Consider the following 26,328-nt stretch of genomic DNA (forward strand, 5'->3'; position numbering starts at 1 on the left):
CACCTCAGGCGCGCGTCAGCTCTCTCCCATCAGTTTTTCGAGCAACGCGAGCTTCTCATCGAGGAGCGACCCCAGCTCCTTCTGCGGGAGCTGTTCGAGGTTCGCGAGCTTCTGAGCCGCGGCCTCCTCCCCCTCTGGCTTCTGTCCAGCAGACGACGTCAAGGGCTCCAGCTGCAGCCACTCGGCCGCCAGATGCGCGGTGAGTGCGTCCACGCTCGGATGGTCGAAGACCAGGGTGGAGGACAAGGGACGCTCCACGCCCAGGGTCGACTGGAACCGGTTCCGCAGCTCGACGGCCAGGAGTGAGTCCATGCCCACGTCGAACAGCCGTTGGTTGCCCGCGAGCGGCCGGGAGGCGTCCAAGCCCAGCACCTGGGTGACCTGGTGGTAGACGTACTCCAGCAGAACGTCCTGCTGCCTGTTGCGCGTCAGCCCCTTGAGGCGCTCCACCAGCTTGGGCTCCCGCTTCCGGGCCGCGCCGCCCCGCGTCTCTTCCAGCATCCTCGACAGGAACTTCGTCGCGCCGGTGTCTCCGAAACGCTGGAAGTACTTGGCCCAATCGACGGGCAACACCGCCACCTGGGCCTGTCCTGCGCCCATCGCCCAGCTCAGCAGCTCCAGGCCTTGCGCAGGCTCGATGAAGTCGGCCCAGCGCCGCTGATCCGTGCCCACGAAGGCCGCCGCCATGCCACTGCCACTCCAGGGCCCCCAGTTGATGCTCACCGCCTTGAGCCCCAGCGCCCGCCGGTGGTGGGCGAGCGAGTCCAGGAAGGCGTTCGCGGCGGCGTAGTTGCCCTGGCCCGCGGCGCCCATCAACGAGGACGAGGACGAGAACAGCACGAAGAAGTCCAGGTCCATCCCTTGCGTCTGCGCGTGCAGGTTCCAGCTTCCCTGCAGCTTGGGAGCGAGCACCCGCTGGAAGCGGGCCCAGTCCAGCTGCTGCAGCATGCCGTCCTCCACCACACCGGCCAGGTGCATCACGCCCCGCAGCGGAGGACCGCTCTGGGCGAGGGTGGCGAGCACCCGGGCCACATCGCCGGGCTGGGAGACGTCCCCCTGCTCCAGCCGGATCTGCGCCCCGGCTTCCTTCAGCGGCTTCAGCGCTTCTTGCGCCGCACTGCCCGCCTCCTTGCGTCCCATCACAACGAGGTGCCGGGCACCCCGCTCGACCATCCACTGGGCAACCTGGAGACCAATGGCCCCCAACCCACCCGTGAGCAGGTAGCTCACGTCGTCCCTCAACCGGACGGCCGGGGACTGGGTGTTCGGGGCCGCACAGCGGGCGAGGCGCGAGACGTAGCGCTGCCCATTGCGGAAAGCGACCTGCTCCCCATCTGGCCCGAGGAGCAACTCTTCCATCAGCAGGGACGGGTCACGGGAGCCTGCGTCGAGGTCCACCAGCGAAACCGAGAGCTCGGGGTGTTCGATCCCAAGCGTGCGGCCCAGACCCCACAGGGCCGAGTGGGTCAGCGAGGGAGGCTGGGTCTCGTGTCCCGTGCGCTGGGTGCCGCGCGTCAGGATCCAGAGCTGCGGTGACACTTCGACGCGGCTCTTACCGAGTGCCTGGGCAAGGTTCAGAACGCTTCGGCATCCCAGTTCCTGCGCCTCCTCCACCGGCAATCCCTCGTCGAGTCCCCACAGATGCAGGATGCCGCGGCAGGGCAACTGGGCCGGTCCCTGAGCATCCACGAGCAGGCGCTCGAAGTCCTCCGCTCGCGCCGGGTTGACGGTGAACGTCCGGTCTCCCCGGGCCTCATAGGCCGATCCAGGACGCACCACCACACACCGTGCGCCTCGCTCTTGCAGGGACTCGATCAGTCCCGTTCCGGGACCGGCCGAATCCGCCAGCACCCACCAGGTGCCCTCCAGAACCGCATCCTCCAGAATGCCGGTGCGCGGACGCTGCTCCCACTTCACTTCGTAGGTCCACTCGCGCCCTGTCTGGAGAGCCCGGTTCAGCGCGGCGCGGCTCACTTGCCGGAACTGCAACCCTTCGATCTCGGCGCACACCGCGCCAGTGGCATCCAGGAGGCGCACGCTTCCGGTCAAGGTCTTGTCGGATGCGGCGTCCTGGGACTGAATCGAGACGTGGCTCCAGCACGCCGTGCCGGGCGCGCGCCAAAGCTGGAACCTCTTTATTCCGACGGGCAGGTAGAGCACGTCCTCCTGTGCTGGAGCACCCTCCTCCAGCTGCGTCGCGCCACAAACCTGGAGGCAGGCATCGAGCAGCGCCGGGTGAATGGGGGCCAGGGCCGCGTCCGAGTCCAGGGACTCGGGGAGCTGAATCCAGGCCAACGCTTCCTTGCGGCCGATGTGGAGCTTCTGAATGCCCCGGAAGGTTTCGCCGTAAGAAATGCCCCGGGCCTCGAAGTTCTCGTAGAGAGCCGTGACTGGCACCGTCTGCCGGCACCAGGACAGCAAGCCTTCGACGGACAGCGGCTGCGGCGCTGAAGCACCTTTCTGGGCTTTGCGGATCGTCCCCGCCGTATGAAGCGTCCAGGACGCCTCACGCTGCGGCTCGGCGGGACCGGCCTGTGCGCTGAAGATCTGGAAGGAGAACGCGTCGTCTCCGCTGGAGGAGAGGACGAGCTGCAGCGCGCGCTCCGCGTCGTCCTGCAGGACGAGTGCCTCTTGAATGAGCAGGCCTTCCACGGTGTGGCACCCAGCACCGAACAGCTCCCCGGCGGCAGCCTGGGCCATCTCCATGTAAATGGTGGCCGGAAGCACCGCAGCGCCATTCACCCGGTGATCCTCGATGAAGGGGAACGCACGGGTGCTCACGAAGGACTCGAACACCGTCTCCTTGAGGGTGGGAGACGACACGCGCCGTCCCAGCAACTGGCGAGCGCCCGGGCTGGACACTGCGCTCGCGGCCGCCCTGCGGCTGCGTTCAATCCAGTAGCGCTCCCGCTGGAAGGCATAGGTGGGCAGCGCCACCTTGGCCCTCGGGTAGTCCTGGTCGAACCCCGCCCAGTCCACCCCCACTCCCTTCACGTACAGCTTCCCCACGCTCCCCAGCATCTGCTGCCACTCGTTGCTTCCCTGCTTCAACGAGCCCAACCACTCTGCCTCACCGGCCGGCAAGCTCCTCTTCCCCACGTTCACCAGCGTCGGCTTCGGCCCCACCTCCACGAACACCCGGTACCCCTTCTCGTACAGCCCCTTCAGCCCCTCCCAGTACTTCACCGGCTGCCGGATGTGCTTCTTCCAGTACTCCCCCTTCAGCCCCTCCTCACCCTTCACCTGCACGCCGCTCACGTTCGACACCAGCTCGATTTCGGGCCGCTTCCACTTCACCTGCCCGGCCTCCTTCTCGAACGCCTCCAGCATCGGCTCCATCAGCGGCGAGTGGAACGCGTGCGTCGTCTTCAGCTTCCGGCACTCCACCCCCTTCTCCTTCAGCTTCGACACCACCTGCTCCACCTGCGCCGCCCGGCCCGACACCACCGTCTCCTCGGGGCCGTTTACCGCCGCCACCGATACGCTCTGCTCGTACCCGGCCAGCGCTTCTCTCACCTTCGCTTCCGCCGCCAGCACCGCCACCATCTCCCCCGCCTCCGGCAGCTGCTGCATCAGCCGGCCTCGCGCCGCCACCAGCTTCAGCCCCTCCTCCTGCGTGCACATCCCCGCCACGCACGCCGCCACGTACTCGCCCAGGCTGTGGCCCATCACCGCCGCAGGCTTCACCCCCCAGCTCATCCACAGCTGGGCCAGCGCGTACTCCACCGCGAACAGCGCTGGCTGCGACACCCCGCTCTGCTCCAGCAGGTGCCCCTTTCCTCCGTACAGCACCTCCACCAGCGACTCTTTCAGCACCGGCTTCAGCAGCTCATCGCTCTTCTGGAGGCTCGCCCGGAACGTCGGCTGCGTCTCGTACAGCTCCCGGCCCATCCCCTCGTGCTGGTTTCCCTGTCCCGTGAACAGGAACACCACTTCCGTCTTGCCAGCACTGGGCGCTTGGCCCACCACGGCCTGCCCCGCCTCACTTCCCTCGGCGAACAGGGCCAGCTGCTGGCTCAGCTGCGCGGGGGACTCGGCAACCAAGGCCAGCCGGTGATTGAACTGCGCACGGCCGGTGTTCGCCGTGTGGCACACATCCGCCATGTTCACGGGACCACACGACGCCAGGTGCTGCGCGTACCGGTCCGCCAGCGCCTTCAGCGCCGCCTCGCTGCGCGCCGACAAGCTCAGCACGTGCAGGGGCCGCTCCCGCTCCGCCACGGGACGCCCATGCGCGGGAGCCTCTTCCAGCACCACGTGCGCGTTCGTGCCGCCAATGCCGAAGGAACTCACACCCGCCCTGCGGGGATGCTGTCCCGCAGGCCACTCGGAGAGCTGGGTGTTGACGTAGAAGGAGCTGGAGCCAACTTCGAGCTGCGGGTTGGGCTTCTTGAAGTGGAGGCTGGGCGGCAACCGGCGGTGCTGCAGGCTCAACACGGTCTTGATCAACCCCGCGATGCCGGCGGCGACCTCCAGGTGCCCCACGTTGGTCTTCACAGAGCCGATGGGACAGCGGCCATCCGCACCGGTGCTGGAACCAAAGACCTGCTGGAGCGCGGAGAGCTCGATCTGATCTCCCAGCGGCGTCCCGGTTCCGTGCGTCTCGATGTAACCGAGGGTCGACGGGCTCACGCCAGCCGCGGCCAGAGCGGCGGAAATCACCGCGGCCTGACCATCCTGGCTGGGAGCCGTGTAACCGATCTTCAGCGAGCCATCGTTGTTGATGGCCGAGCCCCGGATCACCGCCCGGATGCTGTCGCCGTCCGCCAACGCGTCCGACAGGCGCTTGAGGACCACCACGCCCGCGCCGCTGCCGAAGATGGTTCCCTGGGCGTTCGCATCGAACGCACGGCAGTGCCCATCGGGCGACAGGATGCCTCCTTGCTCATAGAGGTACCCCGACTTCTGCGGCAGCCGCACGGACACGCCGCCGGCCAGCGCCATGTCGCACTCCTTGTTCACCAGCGCCTGGCACGCCAGGTGGACCGCCACGAGCGAGGTGGAGCAAGCGGACTGAACGCTGAGGCTGGGCCCCTTCAGCCCCAGCTTGTAGGACACGTGGGTGGCCAGATAGTCCTTGTCGTTCCCGATCAAGGTCTGCAGGTCCCGCACCGCCCCCTCCCGGCCCACCGAGGGGCCGAGGTTGAACAGGAGGTAGTTGCTGATGATGGCACCCGCGTAGACGCCCACCAGCTTGTCGAGCTTGCGCGGGTTGTAGCCCGCATCCTCGATGGCCTCCCAGACACACTCCATGAAGATGCGGTGCTGCGGATCGGTGATCCGCGCCTGCTTCGGCATGAAGCCAAACAGGTCCGCATCGAAGAACTCGACGTCTTCGAGGGCGCTGCTCGCCCGGACGTAGTTGGGATCGCGCAGCATCGAAGGGTCATCCATCGACTGCCGCAGCTCCTTCTCCGTCAGGAAGGAGACCGACTCGACGCCGTCGCGCAGGTTCCGCCAGAACTCCCCGAGGTTCTTCGCACCCGGGAACCTGCCAGACATGCCGACGATGGCAATGGGCTCCTGCCGTCCCATGGACGGTGTGAGCGCCGTCTCGCGCGCCTTGGGAGCGGCAGACACACCCGGGGCCCGAGGAGCAGCTTCCTCACGGACGGCCGGAGCAGGCTCCACCGCTGCCTTCACTACGGGCGCCGGTGCCGGCGGAGGTGAAACGGACACGGAGGGGGCTGCCGGAGCGCGCTGACTGTTGATGAACTCCGCCAGCGCGCTGATGGTGGTGTACCGGAACATCTGCGCGATCGGGATGTCGGTCTTGAGCCGCTCCTTCATCCTGCGATGCATCTGCACGATGTGAACGGACGTGCCTCCCAGATCGAAGAAGTTGCGGTGGACATCCACCTCTTCCAGGTGGAGCACCTCTTGAACGATGGCCGCCAGCGAGCGCTCCACGTCCGAGCCCGGTGTACGGCGAACGGGCTGCGCCGCCTCCACCGGCTCGGCCGGTGGGCGGAGCGCCCCCCGGTCCACCTTGCCGTTGGACGTCAGCGGAAGGGATTCCAGCATGACGAACGACGAGGGAACCATGTACTCCGGCAGCTTCGACGCCAGATAGCGCCGCAGCTCGTCCGCCAGCGAAGCGGAGACGGCCTTGGGAGCCTGAGCGGCCACCGTGGCAGCAATCCCTGCCCCACCGCCTACGAAGCTGTGCAGGAGCACGTGGTGCTCATCCAACGCGAACTGCGCGCGCAGGGGCTCGAAGTTCATCACTCCGATCGGGCACAACCCCAGCTTGTGGGAGGGGGCCGCGCTCATGAGAAGCTGGGCGATGTAGCCCGCCTCCAGCATGCAGAAGTCCCGCGCCATGGTCCCGTACAGCGGCTCGATGGCACTCAGCTTCCCGACCAGGAAGACGGAGAACGCAGCGGCCTCGAAGACGGGCTGGTTCCGGGACGCGTGCTGGCTCGGGTCCAGGGCCGCATCCGCGGTCAGCAGCACGAGCTCGTGACGCTTCGGGTGATAGTAGTAGGTGCCGCCCGCGAGGCCTCCGACCCGCCCCGGCTTGACGTGCAGGTAGACCTGTACCGGATAGAGCCCACCGGCCGATGCATACCGGTACTTGGGCATCATGGAGTCTTCCAGCGAGATCGGCATCAAGCTGCTCAGCAACTCGCTGAGCCGCTCCAGAGACACGGGCTCGGAGAGGAAGGACTGGGCGCTCTGCCGCTCCATGTACTTCTTGCGGAAGGCCTCGTTGAGCTCGGGCTTCTGGAGCGGAACCGACGTCCGGCTGCCCGAGTCCGGGCGCAGGTTGTGCTGCTTCAGCTTGAACTCCAGGCGCTCCACCGCATCGGTGATCAGCCCAGGTCCCTGGCTCTCCAGGACGCTGTACTCGTGAACCAGCTTCGGAGCGGACGCCAAGGACGGGGCGCTCGCCGGAGGAGGACTCGCCGGGGAAGCGCTCGCTTCCCCTTCACCGGGAACGACATACGCCACGAGGCGCCGGGTGCCCCCGGGCTTCCCAACGGCATTGACCACCGAGGAGCGCACGGCGGGATGCGAATCGAGCGCGGCCTCGATCTCCCCGAGCTCGATGCGATAGCCCTGGATCTTGACCTGGAAGTCCTCGCGGCCGAGGAACTCGATGTTCCCATCGGGCATGAAGCGGCCCAGGTCGCCCGTCGCGTACAGGCGCTCGCCCGTCCTGGGATGGGTGATGAACCGCTCGGCGGTGCGAACCGGATCCCGGTAATAGCCGAGCGAGAGGCCGACACCGCCAATGTACATCTGGCCCGCGACCCAGTCCGGGCAAGGCTCCAGCGCTTCATCCAGCACGTAGAAGCGCTGATTCACCATCGGGCGGCCGTACGGAATGCTGCGCCAACCGGCGCCCACGTCCCCAATCCGGTACAGGATGGACCAGATGGAGGCCTCGGTCGCGCCACCGAGGCTGATCAGCTCCACGTTCTTGGACAGCGCACGGATGCGTCCGGGAAGCGTGACCGGGATCCAGTCACCACTCATCAGGACCAGGCGCAGCGAGTCCGGCAAGCGCAGCCCGCTTCCCTCGGAGTACTCGACCAGCATGTCCATCAGCGCGGGGACCGAGTTCCAGATCGTGACGCCCGTCTTCTCCAGCAGCGCCTGCCACCGCGCGGGATCGCGCGACGTGCCAGGCTCCGGCATCACGATGGCGCCGCCCGCGGCCAGGGCCCCGAAGATGTCGTAGACCGACAGGTCGAAGCTGAGGGACGAGAGCGCCAGGATCCGGTCCTGGGGACCCACGTTGAAGCGCTCGTTCATGTCGAGGAGCGTGTTCACCGCTCCCCGGTGATCGATCATCACGCCCTTGGGACGGCCCGTCGAACCCGAGGTGTAGATGACATAGGCAAGACCATTGCCCTGAACCGGCGGCAGTGCGGTCTTGGGAGACTTGAGAAGCGCATCGCGGTCCACCGCGAGACAGCGGGTCCCCTCGGGCCAGCGCAGCGACGTCTCCAGGGCGGACTGCGTGAGGACGATGCTGGACTGGGCCTCTTCCAGCAGGCCGTGGAGCCGCTCGGGAGGCAGGGATGGAGACAGCGGCAGGTAGGCGGCTCCCACACGGAGGATGGCGAGCGCGGCGACCACCTGCTCCAGCCCCTTCTCCGCGACGATCGCCACGAGCTGGCCGGGCTTGGCGCCCTGGGCGAGCAGCCATGCCGCGACCCGAGCCGACCGGCGCTCGAGCTCCCCATAAGAGAGCACCTGATCGCCGGAGATGACCGCGGCCGCGCTGGGCTGCCGCTCGGCCTGGCGAAGGAAGAGCGATTCCATCCGCTCGGATGGCACGGGCCGCTCGGTGGCGTTGTACTCGGCCCGGCTCGCCTGCTGCGCAGGCACGAGCGGCTGCTGCGAGAGCGCCTCCCACGCCGAGGCATCATCGGCAAGGCGGCGGAGAAGCCGCCCGTAGCTCTCGAAGACAGCGTCGATCAGGCCCGCGGGAAAGAGCGCATCGACAGAGTCCCAGCTGTAATAGATGCCGCCATCCAGCTCGAAGACCTGGTGGTCGAGCCACACCTGAGGCGTCTGGGAGATGACGTCGACGATCTTCACGCCCTCGGACATGCTCAACGAGCGCCCCGTCTCCGAGATCAGACTCGTGAAGACGTAGGGCATGGCGGTCCCCGCGTCCCAGCGGCCCAGGCGCATCGCTTCCCGCAGGACCTTCACGCTCGATACGGCCGAGTGCTCCAGGTCGTTGAGGAACTGCCGCTGGAGCCGCCGCGCCCTGTCGGCGAAGGACTCGGGCTTCGAGCCATCCAGCTCAAGCAGGATGCCCGAGGTGAAGTCCCCGACGATTCGCTCTACATCCTCGATCAGGGGCAGCCGGTTGAAGAGCGTCAGGTTGAGCGTGAGCCGGTTGCTCCGGCTGTAGGCCCGGAGCGTTTCACCATAGGCGGCGGCCAGGGCCATGGACGACGTGATGCCCGCGGCCTTGGCATGGCTCCGGAAAGCGCGCCAAGAGGCCTGATCCAACCCCGCCTTCCGGCGCACGAAGTGGTGCTGCCCCTTCACGTCCGTGTCATTCACGAGCGGCAGATCGGGGGCGTTGGGCATCTTCTCAAGGCGGTCCCGCCAGTACGCCAGCGAGTTCTGATACGCCCGGGAGTTCGGGTCGGTGCGCTGAGCGGACTGGACGCAGTAATCCCGGAAGGTCTTCTTGAACGGCACCAGCGGCGCGTCGGGATTCAGGTACAGCGAAGCGCACTGTTCGATCAGGATCTGGACGCTGAAGGCATCGGCCGTGAGGAGATCGAAGCTGATGTGCAGGTGAACCCGTCCACTGGCCACCTTCGTGGCCCGGACATCGAACAGGGGATACCGGTCCGCCGGAAGCACCTGGTGGGAGAGCTCCGCGCGAATGGTCTCAAGGTGCGCCTCGGCCTGACTGGCTGGCGCTCCGGCGAGGTCATACGCGGTGAGGGTGAAGGGCGGCACCGTCTCCAGCACCACCTGCTCGCCCGACGGGAGCACCACCATGCGGAGCATGTCGTGGTACGCGATGAGGCGCTGGAGGACACCCTCCAGGCGCGGCAGATCGAGCGCGTCGAACGCGAGCTCGAGGTAGCTGTGGGCCGCGACGTTGCCCGTATCGAATGCACCTTGCCTGCCCACCCAGTAGGCATTCTGGATGTCGGTGAGAGGGAACGGAGCAAAGCGCGAGGACTCCACAGGCTGCGGGCTCGCCACAGCCTGAAGGTTCGCGGCGCGGCTCGCGGAGCGCAGGTGCGCCACGAGCTGCTCCTTCTTGTCCTTCAACGCCGTGCGCAGCTCCGGCGTGAGGTGGCCGGGAGGCGCACGGAAGCGCAACACGTCCCCCTCCAGCCAGAGCTCGATGCCCTTCTGCTGGAGGTAAACGACGAACTCGGACGTGTTCATAGGGACCCTTCCTCCCACGCGATGCCGCCACCCACGAGGCCATGGAGATACACGTGCTCCTCTTCCAGCCGGAGCACCTTGCGCAGCTCCTCGAAGCGCACTTCATCCAGCTGGCAGAGCCCCAGATCGGCCTCCGCCGCGCTCGTCTCGAGAAGCTGAGCCATCAAACCCGTTTCGATCAGCGCCAAATCCCGCCACGTGTCCCCGTAACGCTGGGAAATGGCCCGCCGGTCACCCACGAGGAAAAGCGAGAACGCCGAGCGCTCGGCCATGGAGGCATTGGCAGCCGTGTGCAACGCCGCTCCAGAAGTGCCCGCGCCTCCCAGGTGAACGAGCGTGTGCCGGAGGGGATCGTGGTAGTAGGCGCCTGCTTCGAGCCCCCGGACACGCCCTGCGCCGATGAAGAGGTAGGTCTGGACGCCGTAGATTCCGCCTGCCGAGCCGTACTGGTACTTGAGCTGCCCTTCCACCTTGAGGGGAGCAAGGCAGGACAGCAACCGGCCCAGCACCTGAGCGTCGAGGGGCTCCGTGGAGAAGGTCCGGTGGCTGAGCCGCTTGAAGTAGCGCTGCCGCCGCTCGTCATCCTCCGGCGGCGAAGCCAGTTGCGCGGTCACGGCCCCCGCCTCGAAGCGTCGGATGCCCGCAGGGCTCGGCTCCGTCGCCTTGCTCTCGGGAGTCTCCTCCACCGGCTGGCGCTCGACGTAATAGCCCGCGATCTCCGAGGCATTCCGAAGCGAGAGGATCTCCGTGATGGTGGGACGGCTTCCAAACTCCTGCTCGAGCAGCATCGCGAGCTTGATGAGCTCGACTGAAGTGGCGCCCATCTGGAGGAGACCGGCACCCGGCTCGATCTCCGGGCGCTTCAGCACCTCGGCGACCAGCCGCATGACGGTCGCGAGGATCTTCCCTCCCCGGGCATCCGTGAGGCTCGAGGTACGGGTGGGCTGAAGCACGGGCTCTGGCAGGGCTTTGCGGTCCACCTTGCCGTTGGACGACAGGGGCAGCTGCTCCAGGCGGACGAAGACGGCCGGCACCATGTACTGCGGCAGCGCCGCGCCCAGGAAAGCCCGCAGTGCCTCATCCGAAGGGGGCTCCTGCCCTTCGACGGGAACGAGATAGGCCACGAGCCGCCGCGAGGTCCGCTCCCCCGGGGCCGCGACCACCGCCTCGCGAATCGACGGATGACGCACGAGCACCGCTTCGATCTCTCCCAGCTCGATGCGGTGTCCGGCGATCTTGACCTGAAAGTCCTTGCGGCCGAGGAATTCGATCTCCCCTTCCGGAAGGAACCGGCCCATATCGCCCGTCCGGTAGAGACGCTCACCGGTCTGGGGATGCGCGATGAAGCGCGCCCGCGTCGTCTCCTCATCGCGGAAATAGCCCTGCGCCAACCCGACACCCCCGATGTAGAGGTCGCCCGGCACGTAGTCCGGGCGCGGCGCCAGCCTCTCATCGAGCACGTAGAAGCGCTGGTTCAACATGGGCCGGCCGTACGGGATGCTCCGTGCGGAGGGATCGACCCGGCCAATCGGGTGGATGATCGACCAGATCGACGCTTCCGTCGCCCCGCCCATGCTGATGACCTTGATGTGCTGGGACAGCTTGCGGATCCGGTCCGGCAAGGTCACGGGAATCCAATCGCCGCTCATCAGCACGAGGCGCAGGGACGCGGGGAGCATCTCGCCCCGGGACTCGACCAGGTCCACGAGCATTTCCATCAGCGTCGGGACCGAGTTCCAGATGGTCACGCCCTGCTCGCGGATCATCTGCAGCCAGTGCGCGGGATCCCGCGAGGCCTCGGGCTGGGGCATGACGATCGCGGCCCCGGCGGCCAGACTTCCAAAGATGTCGTACACCGACAGGTCGAAGCCAAGCGCCGAGAGGGCAAAGACGCGGTCCGACGGGCCCACGCCGAAGCGCTCGTTGAGGTCGAGGAGGGTGTTCGCCGCGGCCCGGTGCTCGATCATCACGCCCTTGGGGCGGCCCGTCGAACCCGAGGTGTAGATGCAGTACGCCAGGTCCGAGGTGGCACGCGCGGGCAAGCGCGGCGGGGTGCCCCGGGCCGCGTCGGCGATGGCCACGACCCGGACGCCCTCGGGCCACGACAGCCGCTGCGCCAGGTGGCTCTCGGTGAGGACCACCTTGACCTGGCCCTCCTCCAGCAACAGGCGGCGGCGCTCCTCGGGCAGCGCGGGATCCAGCGGGAGATACGCGGAACCCGCCAGATGAACGGCCATCACCGCGACGGCCTGCCGCCACCCCTTCTCCAGCACCACCGCGATCAGCTCATTGGGCTTCGTGCCCAGCTCGACGAGGTGCGCCGCGAGAGAACCCGCCTGGCCCAGCAGCTCCCCGTAGGTGATCTTCGCGGAGGACTCCAGGATGGCGGCCCGCTGGGGCCCCTGCTCTGCCTGGGCCAGGAAGAGCGTGTCCAGGCGGGACTCGGGAATGGGGGCCGCGGTGGCATTGAACGCCTCGCGCTGGGCCCGCTGCGACGCGGGGAGCCGCACCACGGTGCTCTGCTCCCAGCAGGCACCGTCATCGGCGAGCCGGCCCAGGAGGTCCATATAGGCCTCGAAGGCCCCTTCGAGCATCGACTGCGGAAAGAGCCCCTCCGGGCTGTCCCAGTGACAGTAGAGCGCTCCGGACTCCTCGCGAACCTGGTGATCCAGCCACATCTGCGGTGTCTGGGTGATGGCGTAGACGACCTCGCCCAACCAGTTGAACGGCGAGCCCCCGCCCGGGACCCGGGACCGGTGTCCGAGGAGGCTCGTGAAGACGACGGGCATGATGGCCCCGTTGCCCTTCTTCATCTGGGCGCGCTCGCGCATCACCCGCACCCCGCTGAAGTGGGTGTGCTCGAGATCCTCGGCGAGCTGATCACGCAGGCGCACGGCCCGGGCGGTGAAGGACTCCCCGCTTCGATCCACCTCGAGCAACACGTTGGTGGTGAAGTCTCCGAGGAGCCGGTCCACTTCCGGGTGGATCGGCAGGCGGCGGAACAACGTAAGGTTGAGGGTGAAGTGAGGCGTCTCGCTCCAGGTGCCCAGCACCTCCGAGAAGGCCGCGCAGACGACGCCTGAGGCGGTCAACCCCGCGTTGGCCGCGTGCTCCTTCAGCCGTGCCCAGCGCGCCGCATCCAGGCGGCCGCTCAGGCGCCCGAAGGAGGGACGCATCAAACGCTCGGGCTCGGTGGCGATGGGCAGTGCCGGCGCATCCGGCATCGTCTTGAGCCGCTCCATCCAGTAGGCCTGCGCCTGCCGGAAGGAATCCGTGTCCCGCGCCGCCTCTTCCGCGAGCACGTGGTCGCGGAAGGTGATGGGCACCGGCTTGAGGGGCCGGTCCGGCGACAGGTAAAACTCACGCCACTCCTCGAGGAGCGTGAGCACGGCGGAAGCATCCGCGGTGATGGCGTCGAAGTCGAAGTGGATGCGGGTCCGCCCATCATCGAGCAACGTCGCGCGCAGCTCGAAGGTAGGCCACTGGCCCGGCGGCGTGGAGCGCGTCGAGAGTTCCTTCCGGATCTCCGCGAGCTTCGCATCCACCACGGTGGAGGCCTGTCCGCGCAGATCCAGCACAGGAATGGAGAACGGGGGAACGCTCTCCAGCACCCGCTGCTCACCCGAGGGCAGCACCACGGAGCGCAGCATCACGTGCTGCTCGATGAGGCGCTGCCAGGCCCGCGAGAGCCGGGCCACGTCCAGGCCCCGGGTGTCGAGCTCATGGTACAGGTGGCACGACATCCCGCTGAGACCGAAGTCCATTCCGCGGCCGACGAAGTACGTCTCCTGGATATCGGTCAGCGGAAACGGCTCGAACTGGAGCGACGCATTGGGCGTGGCGACGGCCGGCCGCAACAGCTGGATCATCTCCGCCTTGTGCGTGGCGATGAGCTTCTGGAGTTCCGGCGTGAGGACGCCCCGCGCGGCGCGAACCCGGAGGTGTTCGTCCTCGACCTTGAGCTCCACGCCGATGCGGGTCAGTTCGGAGATAAGTGCTGGAGCGTTCAAAACCGGAAATCCTCCATTTGATCGTCAGTAGAAACCGGGGCGGGCTGCAGGGTCTCGATGCGTTCGAGGACGAGGTCCACGAGCTTGTCGAGACTCAGGCCGCTCAAGAGCTTGGCGGCCGAGATGGACAGGCCGAGCGTCGCCTCGAGCCGGGCCTTGAGCTTCAAGCTCATGAGCGAATCGAAGCCGAAGCGGACAAGCGGGAGGCGCCCATCGGCCAGGGGCCGGGGAAGGTCCAGGATCCGGGTCACCTCACGCCGCAGGAAGGCCTCGGCCTGCTTGCGGCGCTCCTCCGGGGTGGCACGAATCAGCGCCTGGAGATCGGGCACCCCCTCGGAGGCCTCCGGCACCGGGCTCGCGGCCTGCTGCTTGAGCATTCCCGCGAGCAGCGGGACGGCCTTTTCGGGGCGGTTCTGCTGCCACCGGGCCCAGTCGATCCGGAAGATGCCCACGTGGGCGGCCGAGCCGCGCAGAAGCCTTCCGAGGATGGCCACCCCCTCGTCGGGCGCGAGGGTCTCGATTCCCGAGGCGGCGAGGTGCGCGCTTCGCTCGGAGCGCGCCGCCACCATGCCCACCTCGGCCCAAGGACCCCAGGCCAGGGAGTGCGCGGGAAGGCCCTGAGCACGCCGCTCGAAGGCCAACGCATCCAGGAAGGCATTCGCGGCGCTGTAGTTGGCCTGGCCTTCGCCTCCGACCATCGCGGCGATCGAGGAGAACAGGACGAAGAAGTCGAGCGGATCGCCGCGCGTCTCCTGGTCCAGGTTCAGCGCACCCGTGACCTTCGGGCGAAGGACGCGCTGGAGCCGGTCGCGGTCCTGGCGGACCAGCAGCGCATCATCGAGCAAGCCTGCCGCATGGAGGACACCCCGAAGTGGGGGCATGTCCGCGCGGAGGGCGGCCAGGGCCTTGGAGAGTTCCTCCTGGACGGCGACGTCCGCCTGGAGCACGCGTACCGTGACGCCTTCGGCTTCCAGGGCACCCAGGACGGCGCGGACCTCCGCAGAGGGCGCGCTCCGGCCGAGCAGGGCCAGATGCCGGGCCCCCGCGTCCACGAGCCACCGGGCACAGCGCAGTCCGATGCCTCCCAGGCCCCCCGTGATGAGGTAGGTGCCCTCGGGGGAAACCGGGGCAGCGCCGGGTTCCGGCACCGCTTCGAGCGCCGAGAGCCGCTGCGCGAGCCGGGCTCCGCCGCGCCAGGCGAGCCGGTCTTCACTGTCCGGATTCAGGAGCTCGCGGAGCAGGCACTCTGCCCCCTCCACCGCCGGATCGGGATCCAGATCAACGAGGGTGCAGCGAAGCTCGGGATGCTCATCCCGGATGGCGAGGCCAAGTCCCCAGAGAGGCGACTGCGCAAGCTCAAGCGGCCAGGGGCTCTCTTCCACGCCCTGGGCTCCCCGGGTGACCAGCCAGAGGCGAGGCGGCGTCCCACGCTCCGTCTTCGCCAGGGACTGAAGCACCTGGACGGCGCCGGACAAACCTTCCAGGGCAGCCTGGGACGTCCCTTCCGGTGACTTCGGCTTCGCTCCGAGCGCCGGCAGATAGACCACGCCCTGATAGGCATCCGAAGCCAGAGCCTCTTCCAGCCTCCGGACAAACGCTTCGCCAGACTCCGCCTGCGCGGGCGCCGCGAGCACCTGACACACCTTGCCCTGGGCCTTGAGCCGCGTGGCCAGCTCCGCCCCCAGGGCTTCCTGGCCTGCCACGAGCAGCCACGGGCCGTTCCCGGGCACCGCCGCAGCCATGGGCACGGGCTGCCAACGCACCTGGAACAACTTGTCGCCCAGGTCCCGCCCCTCCTGGCGCTGGAAGGCCTCTCGGGGGGCACGCTTGACGATCAGCCCATCGATCCAGGCGACCGTCTTGCCGCTCTCCTCGAAGAGGCGGAAGTCGGCGCTCAGCGTCTCCCCGTCGCGGCCACCTTCGGACCTCAGCTTCACGTGAGCCCAGAGCACCCCCTGGGGCGGCGTCAGGAAGCACATCCCCTCAATCCCGATGGGGATGTACGGAACGCCATCGCCCCGGCCGATGCCGGGAACGGCACGCAGGACGTGGAAGATGGAGTCAATGAGCCCCGGATGAAGCGGTGCACTGGGGTGCTGATCCGCGGACTCGGCAGCCCGCATCCGTCCCAAGGCTTCTCCATCGCCCTGCCAGAGCTGCTCGACCCACTGGAAGCGGCGCCCCAGCCCAATCCCCTCGGCGCCCATGGCCCGGTAGACCGGGGACACGTCGAGTCCGTTCGGGCAACGGGCACGCAGCTCCGCCAGGGGTACCTGCGCGGGCTCTTCGAGCCGTGACGAGGCGGGCAGAACCCACCCCTCGGCATGCGTCAACCACTCCGCTTCGTTGCCCTGGGGGCTCTGGATGCGGAGCGGGGCACGGCCGCCCTGCTCCCGTCCCACCACCACCGAGACGGGATTCTCACTGCCCTCCCTCAAGACCAGCGGGCGCGGGAAGACGATGTCCGCAAGGCGCACCGGCGAGGTGCCACGCAACTCCCGGAGCGCCGAGATCGCCAGGGCGACATGGGCCGCGCCCGCCACCACCAGCGCGTCATGGAGCAGGTGCTCGCGCAGGAAGGGCATCTTCTCGACGGACAGGTCCGTCTCGAACAGGCTCTCCGCCAGCGGAGAACGCACACGGCGCCCATGGAGCGCGCCCTGGCCCGGCGCGGAGATTTGCGGACGGGCAGCGGACGCGGCGTTCGAAATCCAGTACCGCTCCTTCTGCCAGGGGTAGGACGGCAGCGGCACCAGCGTTCCGCCCTCGGAGAACAGGCGGTTCCACGTGGGGGTGATGCCAGCCACGAACAGGCCGCCCAGAAGGCTCCGGAGGGTGTGCCGCTCCGACTCTCCCCGGCGAAGCGTCGACAGCACCACCGCGCTCTTGCCCGCCGCCTGGAAGCACTGCTGAACGGGGCGTGCCATGACGGCGTTGGGCCCCAGCTCCACGAAGAGCGTGTAGCCCTCCGTGGCGAGAGTGGTGAGCACAGGCGCCAGGCGCACCGGCTGGCGGAGGTTCCGTGCCCAGTAGCCGCTGTCGAAATCCCCGTCCTCCGCGAGGCGGCCCGTGACGGTCGAGTAGATGGGAAGCGTGGCGGACCGGGGACGAAGCCCCTGGAGTGCCTGCTTCAGGTCATCGATGTAGGGCTCGACCGCGGGGCTGTGCGACGCGTAATCCAGCCCGATCCGGCGGCTGGAGACCCCACGCGCGGTGAGGGCATTCAGCAGCTCCTCCATCGCCGCCGCCTCTCCGGACAGCAGCGTGGACTTCTGGCTGTTGATCGCCGCGACCGACAGCCGCTGGGCGTAACTGGCCACCGCCTCGGTGGCCTCGTCCTCGGAGAGCTCCACGAGGGCCATGGCGCCCTTGCCAGCGACGGCATGGAGGATGCGGCTTCGCGCCACGGTGATCCGCATCGCCTCTTCGAGCGACAGGACGCCCGCGGCGTAGGCGGCCGCCACCTCGCCAATGCTGGAACCGGCGACCGCATCGGGCTCGATTCCCCAGGAGCGCAGCAGCGCCAGCAGCGCGGACTGGAGCGCGAAGTGCGCGGGCTGCGAGATGGCGGCTTGATCGAAGCGAGGCGTCTCCCGCTGGAGCTCCTCGATGACCGACCACCCCGCGAGGCCCTTGAGCACTTCATCCGCGGCCTGGAGGGCACTGCGAAAGACAGGCTCTTCCTCGAGGAGGGCCCGGCCCGTCCCCGGCCACTGTCCCCCCTGTCCGGTGAACAGGAACACCACACGAGGCACCGCACCGGGAAGCGCGTAACCCGACTGAGCATCGGGATGCGCCAGACCACTCAGGAAGGCGTCAATGGCCGATGCCGCTTCAGACCGGGACCGAGCCACCACGGCGAGCCGATGCTCGTGGTGGCTCCGCCTACAGTTCGCCGAGTAACACACGTCATGCAGGGTCGCGGTGCTGTCCCCTGCCCGGCCCGACAGATGGGCCGAGAAGCGCATCGCCACCTCTTGGAGCGCCTGGGGCGCACGGGCTGACAGGACGAGCAGCTCGGGACGCTCTCCGGTACCGGGAGCCTCCGAGCGGGTCTCCGCCGCCGGGGCCTCTTCCAGGATGACATGGGCGTTGGTCCCACTGAACCCAAAGGAGCTGACCCCCAGGATGCGGCGCTTGCCCTCCGGGACGGTCCATGGCCGGTGCTCGGCGATCACCTCGACCGGCAGCTCTTCCCAAGGAATGTGCGGGCTTGGATTCTTGAAGTGCAGGCTCCGGGGCAGCTCCCGGTGCCGCAGCGCCAGGATCGCCTTGATCAGGCCGGTGACGCCCGCGGCGCCTTCCAGGTGCCCGATGTTCGTCTTGACCGAGCCAATGCCCAGGGGCATCGAGCGCGGGCGGTCCTTGCCCAGGACGGCGGCGAGCGCCTGCACCTCGATGGGATCCCCCAGCGACGTGCCCGTGCCGTGGGCCTCGACGTAGCTGACGTCGAGGGGCGAGACGCCGCCCTGGCGAAGTGCGCTCTCGATGACCCGCTCCTGCGCCGCGCGGCTGGGCGCCGTGAGGCCATTGGAGCGGCCATCCTGGTTGACGGCCGTTCCTCGGATCACGGACAGGATCGGGTCCCCATCGGCGATGGCATCCGACAGCCGCTTCAGAACCAGGACTCCCGCTCCCTCGCCGCGCACATACCCGTTGGCGGAGCTGTCGAAGGCCTTGCAGGCACCATCGGGTGCCAGGGCCTTCAACTTCGAGAAGTAGACCGACATCCGCGGCGAGAGCAGCAGGTTCGAGCCACCGACCAGGGCCAGATTGCACTCCCCATTGCGCAGGCTCTGGCAGGCGAGGTGCGCGGCCACCAGCGACGAGGAACAGGCCGTATCGACGGCGAGGGTGGGCCCCTCCAGGCCGAGCGCATAGGCGATGCGCCCCGCGGCCACACTCAGCACACCGCCCGAGCCGGAGTAGGCATTGATGCCCGTCGGATCAGGAGAGTTGAGCTCCAGGAGGGCGTAGTCACTCAGGCAGATGCCCAGGAACACCCCGGTAGGGCTGCCCTTGAGCTGATCCACCGCGAGGCCCGCGCTCTCCAGCGCCTCCCACCCGAGCTCAAGCAGGATCCGCTGCTGCGGATCCATCGACCGGGCCTCCGGCGCGGAGATGCCGAAGAACGAGGCATCGAACGGATCCACCTCGTCGAGGAAGCCTCCATGCCGGGAGTACATCTTGCCCGGCGCCTCGGGATCCGGGTCGTACCAGGTGTCGAGGCTCCAGCGGTCCTTGGGAACCTCGCGCACCGCGTTGACGCCATTGGCGAGCAGCCGCCAGAAGTCGTCAGGGTTCTTCACGCTGCCGGGCAACCGGCATGACATGCCCACCACCGCGATGGGCTCCGCCGCCCCACTGCTCGCCACCGCGGGCTTGACGGGGCGACGGGACGGCGCAGAAGCCGCCTCCTCCACGGGAGCGAGATCCCGCGTGAGGAACTCGAAGAGCTTCTCGATCGTCGGGTGATCGAAGAGCAGTGTGGCGGGAAGCGAGCGGCCAAGGCTCGCCGCGAGGCTGTTGCGGAACTGCAACGCCATGAGCGAATCAAGCCCCAGCTCCTGCAACGGACGGCGGGGATCCACCGGCACCGAGGGAGGCACGCCCAGCACCGTGGCCGCCTGCGCCTGCAACAGCGCGCGCAGACGGGTGCGGTACTCACGAGGCGAAGCGCCCGCGAGCGTCCCCCCCGCGGAAGCAGGACGGGCCGCCTCGGGCTTCTTGGAGGACAGCACCTCGAAGAAGGGAGCGAAGTCCCCCTTCACTTCTGCTTCGGAGGCCCCCGCGACCACCACCTGGGCGGTCTCGGAGCAGAGGAGACGCTCCAGCGCCGCGAGGCCCGCGCTGGGGGTCAGCAGTCCCAGGCCGAAGGAGGACCAGGCCTTGCCAGCCTCGGGCGGGAGGCGTGCCGCCATGCCCACGTCGGCCCAGGGGCCCCAGTTCACGGACAGCGCCGTCAACCCTTGGGCGCGCCGGTGATGCGCCAGCGCATCCAGGAAGGCGTTGGCGGACGCGTACCCGGCCTGGCCCGAGGTTCCGAAGACCGAGCTGACCGAAGAGAACAGGACAAAGAAGTCGAGGCGATCCTCCAGCGTCTCACGGTGGAGGTTCATCGCGCCCAGGATCTTCGGGGCGAGCACGCGGGCGATCCGCTCCTCGCTCTGGCGGACCATCAGCCCATCGTCGAGAACTCCGGCCGCGTGCAGGACACCCCGCAGCGGAGGCATGGAGGCACGCGCCTCGCCAAGCACCCGGGCCAACGGCTCCCGCTCCGCCACATCGCCCAAGGCCACGATGATCTTGGCGCCTGCGCCCCGCAGCGCCTCCAGGGCCTCTTGAGCACGGGCCCCCGGAGCACTCCGGCCCATCAGGACCAGGTGACGCGCTCCCCGCTCCACCATCCACCGGGCGAGCTCAAGGCCGATGCCTCCCAACCCACCCGTGATGAGATACGTGGCCTCCCCCGTCAGCGGGAGAGGACGCACGGCCGGAGGGAGCTTGGTGCGCGCAAGCCGGGACACCAGACGGCGCCCCGCTCGGAAAGCCACGCGATCCTCGCGCCCTGGTGCCGCGAGCTCCGCGGCCAGTTGGGCCACTGCTGCCGTCGTATCCGACGGATCCAGGTCGATCCGCTGACAGCTCAGTTCGGGGTGCTCCAACGCAATGACGTGGCCGAGCCCCCAGAGCGGTGCCTGCTCGAAGGCGATGGGCCCGTCGTTGCTCCCAGTGACCTGGGTGCCACGCGTGACCAGCACCAGCCGGGGCGCTGCCGGGGTCCGGCGCGCGACGGCCTGCTGCACCAGCCTGAGCGCCCCCTGGACTGCATCCAGCGAAGGCCCCGCATCGAGACCACGAAGATCCACGATGCCCGTACAGGCCGTGCCCGCGGCATCGAGGGCATCGAGACATCCAGGCAAGTTGTGCGCACCCTCGCCAGGCGCGAGCACCTCGACACGGCCACCCCGGGACGTGAGCTGCTCAGCCAGCCGGGTGGCCAGCCCACCGCGATCCGCGACGAGCACCCAAGCCGCAGGCTCCGCCGGGGGCACGGCGGGAACAGACTGGGGCTGCCACTCCGTCCGAAGCACGAGCGACGGTGCCGTCACCTCACGGCGCAACATGACTTCCCGGGGCGCCCTGCGAATCACCAGCCCCGATACTTCGGCCACGGCCAGGCCCGACTCATCGAGCAGGCGCAAGTCCACGCTTGACGCTTCGTTGACCTTGCCCGAGCCACTGCGAAGCACCAAGTGGCAGAAGCGCGGGGGACGCGGCTCGCCACGAACCGCGAAGCGGCCTACCCCAATAGGCACGAAGGCCAGCCCCTCGATGGAGGTGAACCCCGCGACGGCGCCAAGCACCTGGAAGCATGAATCAATGAGCCCCGGATGGAACCGGTAGTCCCCGGCCCCATCCGCAGACTCCGCGGCACGCAGCCGGCCCAAAGCCTCACGCTCGCCCTGCCACAGCGCTTCGAGCCACCGGAACTGTCGGCCCAGATCCAGGCCCTGCCGGGCAATGCCCTCGTAGAAGCTCCCGGCGGATGCGAGCGGCTGGAACCGTGCTTCGAGCGCGGAGAGTTGCTCGCGCTCCGCCTCGGCCTCGTCCGCTGCCCCCCGCTCGAGCCTGCCCGTGGCGTGCTCGGTCCAGGAGGAAGCGCCTTCGCTCTCCTGCCCGGCCCGGCTCAAGATCCGGAATGCGCCATCGGCGGCGATCGAAACCTGGACGGTCCGCGCCTCCGTATCCCCCAGAACGAGGGGCTGGAGGAAGAGCACATCCTGCAGGACGCAGCGCGCCTCTCCCCAGATCTGCTGGGCGGCCACCAGCATCATGCCGAGCATGCTGGCGCCAGCCACCACCACCGTGCCGTAGAGCCGGTGGTCGCTGAGCAGCTGCAGGCGATCACTGCGGAACGTGGCCTGGAAGGCGTACTGGCCGGAGGGGGCCTCCACCCGGCGCCCGAGCAGCGGGTGGACCGGCTCGGGGGCCGAGCCGGGGGCGGCATCGAACCAATACCGCTGCCGCTGCCACGGATAGGACGGCAACTCCACCGCCCGGCCTCCGTCGGGAAAGACGCCCTTCCACGAAGGCTCATGGCCCAGCGTGTAGAGCGTTCCCAGGCTGCCAAGCAGCGCGGACCGGGGGGCGCGATCCCGGCGCGTCGAGAACACCGCAACCGCGCCCTTGGACGGCGATGCTTCCAGGATGCGGCTCAGGGGCTGCAACAGCACCGGGTGCGGAGCAATCTCGACGAAGACGCCATGCCCATCGGCCAGCAGCGCCTCGACTGCGGGCGCGAATAGGACACGCTCCCGGACATTGGCGCGCCAATGGTCCGCGCCGAAATCCGAGGAGGACGCCAGCCCCCCACGCACGGTGGAGTAGAGAGGGATGCGCGGAGACTGGGGCTTGAGCTCCCGGAGAACGGCATCGAGGTCCCCCAGATAGGGAGTCATCTGCGCGCTGTGAAAGGCGTAGTTGACGTTCAGCAGGCGGACCCGCACGCCTTGTCCCGTGAGCTGGTCTCGCAGGGCATTCAGGGCCGCGAGGCCTCCGGAGACGACCACATTGCCCGGCCCGTTGACCGCCGCGATGGCGAGCTCGGCCCCGTACTCCTCCAGGAGTGGCTCGACCTTCGCCAGGGGCGCCTCGACCGTTGCCATGCCCCCCTGCCCGGCCGCGCGGCCCATGAGGCGGCTCCGGCTCACGACCAGGGAAACGGCCTCCTCCAGCGAGAGCACCCCCGCGATGTGGGCGGCGCTGATCTCCCCCACACTGTGGCCCACCACGGCGGCCGGACGGATGCCCCAGGACTCCCAGAGCGCGGCCAGCGCCACCTGGAAAGCAAACAGGAGCGGCTGCTCGGTCTCCGTGCGCGGCGGGTGCGGGTTCTCCCGCTCGGCCTTGAGCGCTTCGATGAGGGAGGCGCCGGTCTGCGCCCGGAACACCTGCTCACAGCGCTCGAACGCCTCCCGGAAACGCGGCTCTTCCTCGAAGAGCTGAACGCTCGAGCCCAGCGGGAAAGATCCCTGGCCGGAGAACACGAAGCCGATCCGGGGCGCTTCACTGGCGCGGACCACCCCTTGCGACGGGTTCTGCCGGATCTCTCCACGGGCGAAGGCCGCCAGCCCCTCTTCCAGCGCGGCGCGCGTCTCCGCGACCAGCGCGAGCCGGTGCTCGTGGTGGCTGCGGCGGACCCCCGCCGTGTAACAGAGATCCGTGAGCGAGGCGGAAGCATCGCGGCGAAGCTGCCCGGCAATGCGCTCCGCTTGCTCCCGGAGTGCCTGCTCCGTCCTCGCCGAGGCGACGAACAGTTCAGCCTTGGCGGGAGAGGACGCGCCCGTGGCCGTCCCCGGCAGGATTCGATCCCAACGGACCGGGCTTCCGGAATCGGAGAGCTGGGTCAGCGCCCGGTGAAGCCCCTGCAGGCTGGGCTCTCCACGGCGCATGCTGGCGATGAACGCGGCGCGCGTGGTTCCAGCCCGGAAGTTCTCCAGGACCGAGTGCTCGTGAATGGGATGAGGGTTGACGTCCAGGAAGACATCGTGCCCGCTGTCCAGCAGCGTCTTCACGGCGGTGGCGAAGCGCACGGGCTCGCGGAAGTTGCCCGCCCAGTACGCCGGACCAAGGGTGTTCCCCTCGACGAAGGTGCCCGAGACCGTCGACACCATGGGGACCCGGCCTGGCAACGGACGCAGCGCCGGGCAGGTCTGAAGGAAGAGCTGCTTGAGCGGCTCGACTTCCGGAATGTGAGCGTAGAAGTCGATCTCCACCAGACGCGCGAAGACTCCCTCTGCCGTCATGCTCGCCGTGAAGTCCCGGAGCGCCGCCGCCTCGCCCCCCAGTCCCGTGGAGTGAGGGCCATTCTCGGAGGCAATGGAGATCCGTCCGCCATAGGGAGCGATGCGCTCCGCCGCCTCGGCGCCAGACAGGCCCACCACGGCCATGCCCACCCCACCGGCAACACCCTTCTGCACCTGGATGTAGTGGTGGGCGAGCGAGAAGACCTCCTCGATGGTGAGGATTCCAGCCACCTGCGCTGCAGCCCACTCGCCCACGCTGTAGCCCAGGGTCGCGGACGGCTCGATGCCCCAGGAGCGCCACAAGGCCGCGAGGGAGATCTGGAACGCCAGAACGAGGGGCAGTTGGATCTCCCCCTTCCCAAAGCGTGAACGCGCCTGGGAAGACAGGAGCGTCTCGACCAGGGACCAGCCCCCCAGGGGCCGGAATGCCGCATCACACGCCTCGAAGCGAGCCCGGAAGACCGGCTCAGTCCCCAGAAGCTCCCGCCCCATTCCCCACCAGGACGACCCGGCCCCCGCGAAGAGGAATGCGGTCTTCGGGGCCGCCGCCGGTTGCGTCTGGGGCGGGCTCACCGGCACGGTGGACGGACGGGGCCCAGCGCGGTGCTCTTCGACGACGATGTGACAGTTCGTCCCACCAAAGCCGAAGGCGCTGATGCCCGCGACCGCGGGCGCGTCCACGGCAGGCCAGGAGCCAAGCTGGGTCTGGACGCGCAGCCGCAGGTCATCGAACGCGATGCGCGGGTTGGGCTGCTCGAAGTGCAGGCTCGCGGGAAGCTGCTGGTGCCGGATCGACAGCGCCACCTTGATGACGCCAGCAATCCCCGCGGCGGCCTCAAGATGCCCGATGTTGGTCTTCACCGAGCCGACATGGAGGGGACGCTCCGCCTCCCGCGCCGCGCCCAGGACCGTGCCCAGCGCTCCGGCCTCTATCGGATCGCCCAGAGGCGTTCCCGTGCCGTGCAGTTCGACGTACTGAACCTGGGCCGGATCAATGCCCGCGGCCGCATAGGCGTCACGCAGGAGCCGCTCCTGGGCCTTCGGGTTCGGGGCCGTGAGGCCGTTGCTCGCGCCGTCGTTGTTCACCGCGCTGCCGCGAATCACGCAGTAGATGGTGTCGCCAGCGGCGAGCGCCCGGGACAGCGGCTTGAGCACGAGCACGCCGCCGCCTTCACCGCGCACGTACCCACTGGCCCGTGCATCGAACGTCCTGCATCGCCCATCGGGCGCCAGGGCGCCGAAGGCCGAGACCGCCATGAAGGTCCGGGGCGACAGGTTGAGCTGGACACCGCCCGCAAGGGCAATGGCCGACTCCCCGGAGCGCAGGCTGCGGCAGGCCTCGTGAATGGCCACGAGCGAGGAGGAGCACGCCGTGTCGATCGCCAGGCTCGGCCCTTCCAGACCGAGGGCATAGGAGATCCGGTTGGCGAGAATGCCACCGGCATGGCCGGTACAGGTATGCAGCGTCGGCGCCGCATTGTGGATCGTCTGCAGGTCGGCGTAGTCGCGCCAGACCATGCCGGTGAACACGCCGGTCCGGGAGCCCCGAAGCCCCTGCGGAGCGATGCCAGCGTCCTCCAGCGCCTCCCAGGACAGTTCCAGCATCAAGCGCTGCTGTGGATCCAGTTGCCCCGCTTCCCGGGGAGAAATTCCAAAGAAGGTGGGATCAAAGCGATCGACGGAGTCGAGGAACGCGCCATAGCGCGTGACGATCTTCCCAGGAGTGCCTGGCTCCGGATCATAATAAAGGCTGGCATCCCAGCGATCGCCCGGAACCTCGGTGACACAATCGCGGCCTTCCTGAAGCACCCGCCAGAAAGCCCCCGCGTCGGGGGCGTTGGGGAAACGGCAGGCCAGACCCACGATCGCGATCGGCTCAGCTTCGTCTACGCCCGCTTCCAGTTTCTGAGCCTGGAGTTCCACCTTCGGCGCGTCCGCACCCGAGAGATGGCGGGCGAGCTTGTCGATGGTGGGGTGCTCCCACACCAGCGTGGGCGAGAGGGGCCGATCGAGCCAGCGTGCGAGCTCGGCGATCAGCTTCGTGGCGAAGACAGAACCCATGCCCAGGGCGAAGAAAGGCTCGGCCGTCCCTACCGCGCGCGCCTCGATCCCGACCTGGGACGCCACCTGCTGGACCAGCCATTCCCGAAGTTGAGGGATACTTCGGACAACCTTGCCAGCACCTTCACCTTGCTCTGTCGACATCTGCCCCGCCGCATCCGTCCTGGGTCAACACACGGTCCGTGTGCTCGCAAGGCGCTGGGCGGCCCATGAGGCTCGCCCGGCGCGCGAGAACTCATTGGTCAACGACTTAGATGTCCATCTGCCCGGCCGCGAACCGGTGGCCCTTGTGGAGAAGGAGGCCCCGCGGGGGACAACAGGCGTATCGACAACAACATCGAGTCATCGTTCACTGGTTAGCACAAAGCTGATCAGAGCGGACAGGACTGACCGGGTCTTCCCGTCTTCCCAACCTCACAAGGATGCTGCCTGGAGGGTAGGCGGGCGGGCCTTCACCAGACCGTGACGCAAGCGCCCGGCTGGCGGATCAACTCCCACGCCTCGGCACTGTCACGAACAGCGCGAGCTTCGCCTCCTCGCGCGTCCGGAAGCTGCGTATGTGGACCAGC

3 protein-coding genes are annotated in these 26,328 nt (G+C 68.5%); all 3 read right to left on the bottom strand.

What is annotated here, in order from left to right:
* Positions 1 to 15: 15 nt before the first annotated feature.
* The 3 genes from KY661_RS06530 to KY661_RS06540 are packed head-to-tail and all read right to left on the bottom strand — an operon-like array spanning position 16 to position 25,903.
* Complete coding sequence (locus KY661_RS06530) at positions 16 to 9,879, bottom strand: non-ribosomal peptide synthetase/type I polyketide synthase (protein ID WP_225409380.1); 9,864 nt, start codon at positions 9,877 to 9,879, stop codon at positions 16 to 18.
* Entirely contained in the window at positions 9,876 to 13,889 is a 4,014-nt protein-coding gene (locus KY661_RS06535) for a non-ribosomal peptide synthetase (protein WP_225409381.1), read from the bottom strand. The genes KY661_RS06530 and KY661_RS06535 overlap by 4 nt, the downstream gene beginning before the upstream one ends.
* Positions 13,886 to 25,903, bottom strand: a complete 12,018-nt coding sequence (locus KY661_RS06540; RefSeq protein ID WP_225409382.1) for a type I polyketide synthase — start codon at positions 25,901 to 25,903, stop codon at positions 13,886 to 13,888. The genes KY661_RS06535 and KY661_RS06540 overlap by 4 nt, the downstream gene beginning before the upstream one ends.
* Positions 25,904 to 26,328 lie beyond the last annotated feature (425 nt).

Origin of the sequence: Allostigmatella hybrida, from assembly GCF_020103775.1 — a bacterium.
In the GTDB taxonomy this organism is placed as follows: Bacteria; Myxococcota; Myxococcia; order Myxococcales; family Myxococcaceae; genus Hyalangium; species Hyalangium aurantiaca.

Excerpts from the sequence above, each read along its gene's own strand:
- KY661_RS06540 (WP_225409382.1), bottom strand. The coding sequence starts at position 25,903 with ATGTCGACAGAGCAAGGTGAAGGTGCTGGCAAGGTTGTCCGAAGTATC.
- KY661_RS06530 (WP_225409380.1), bottom strand. The coding sequence starts at position 9,879 with ATGAACACGTCCGAGTTCGTCGTTTACCTCCAGCAGAAGGGCATCGAG.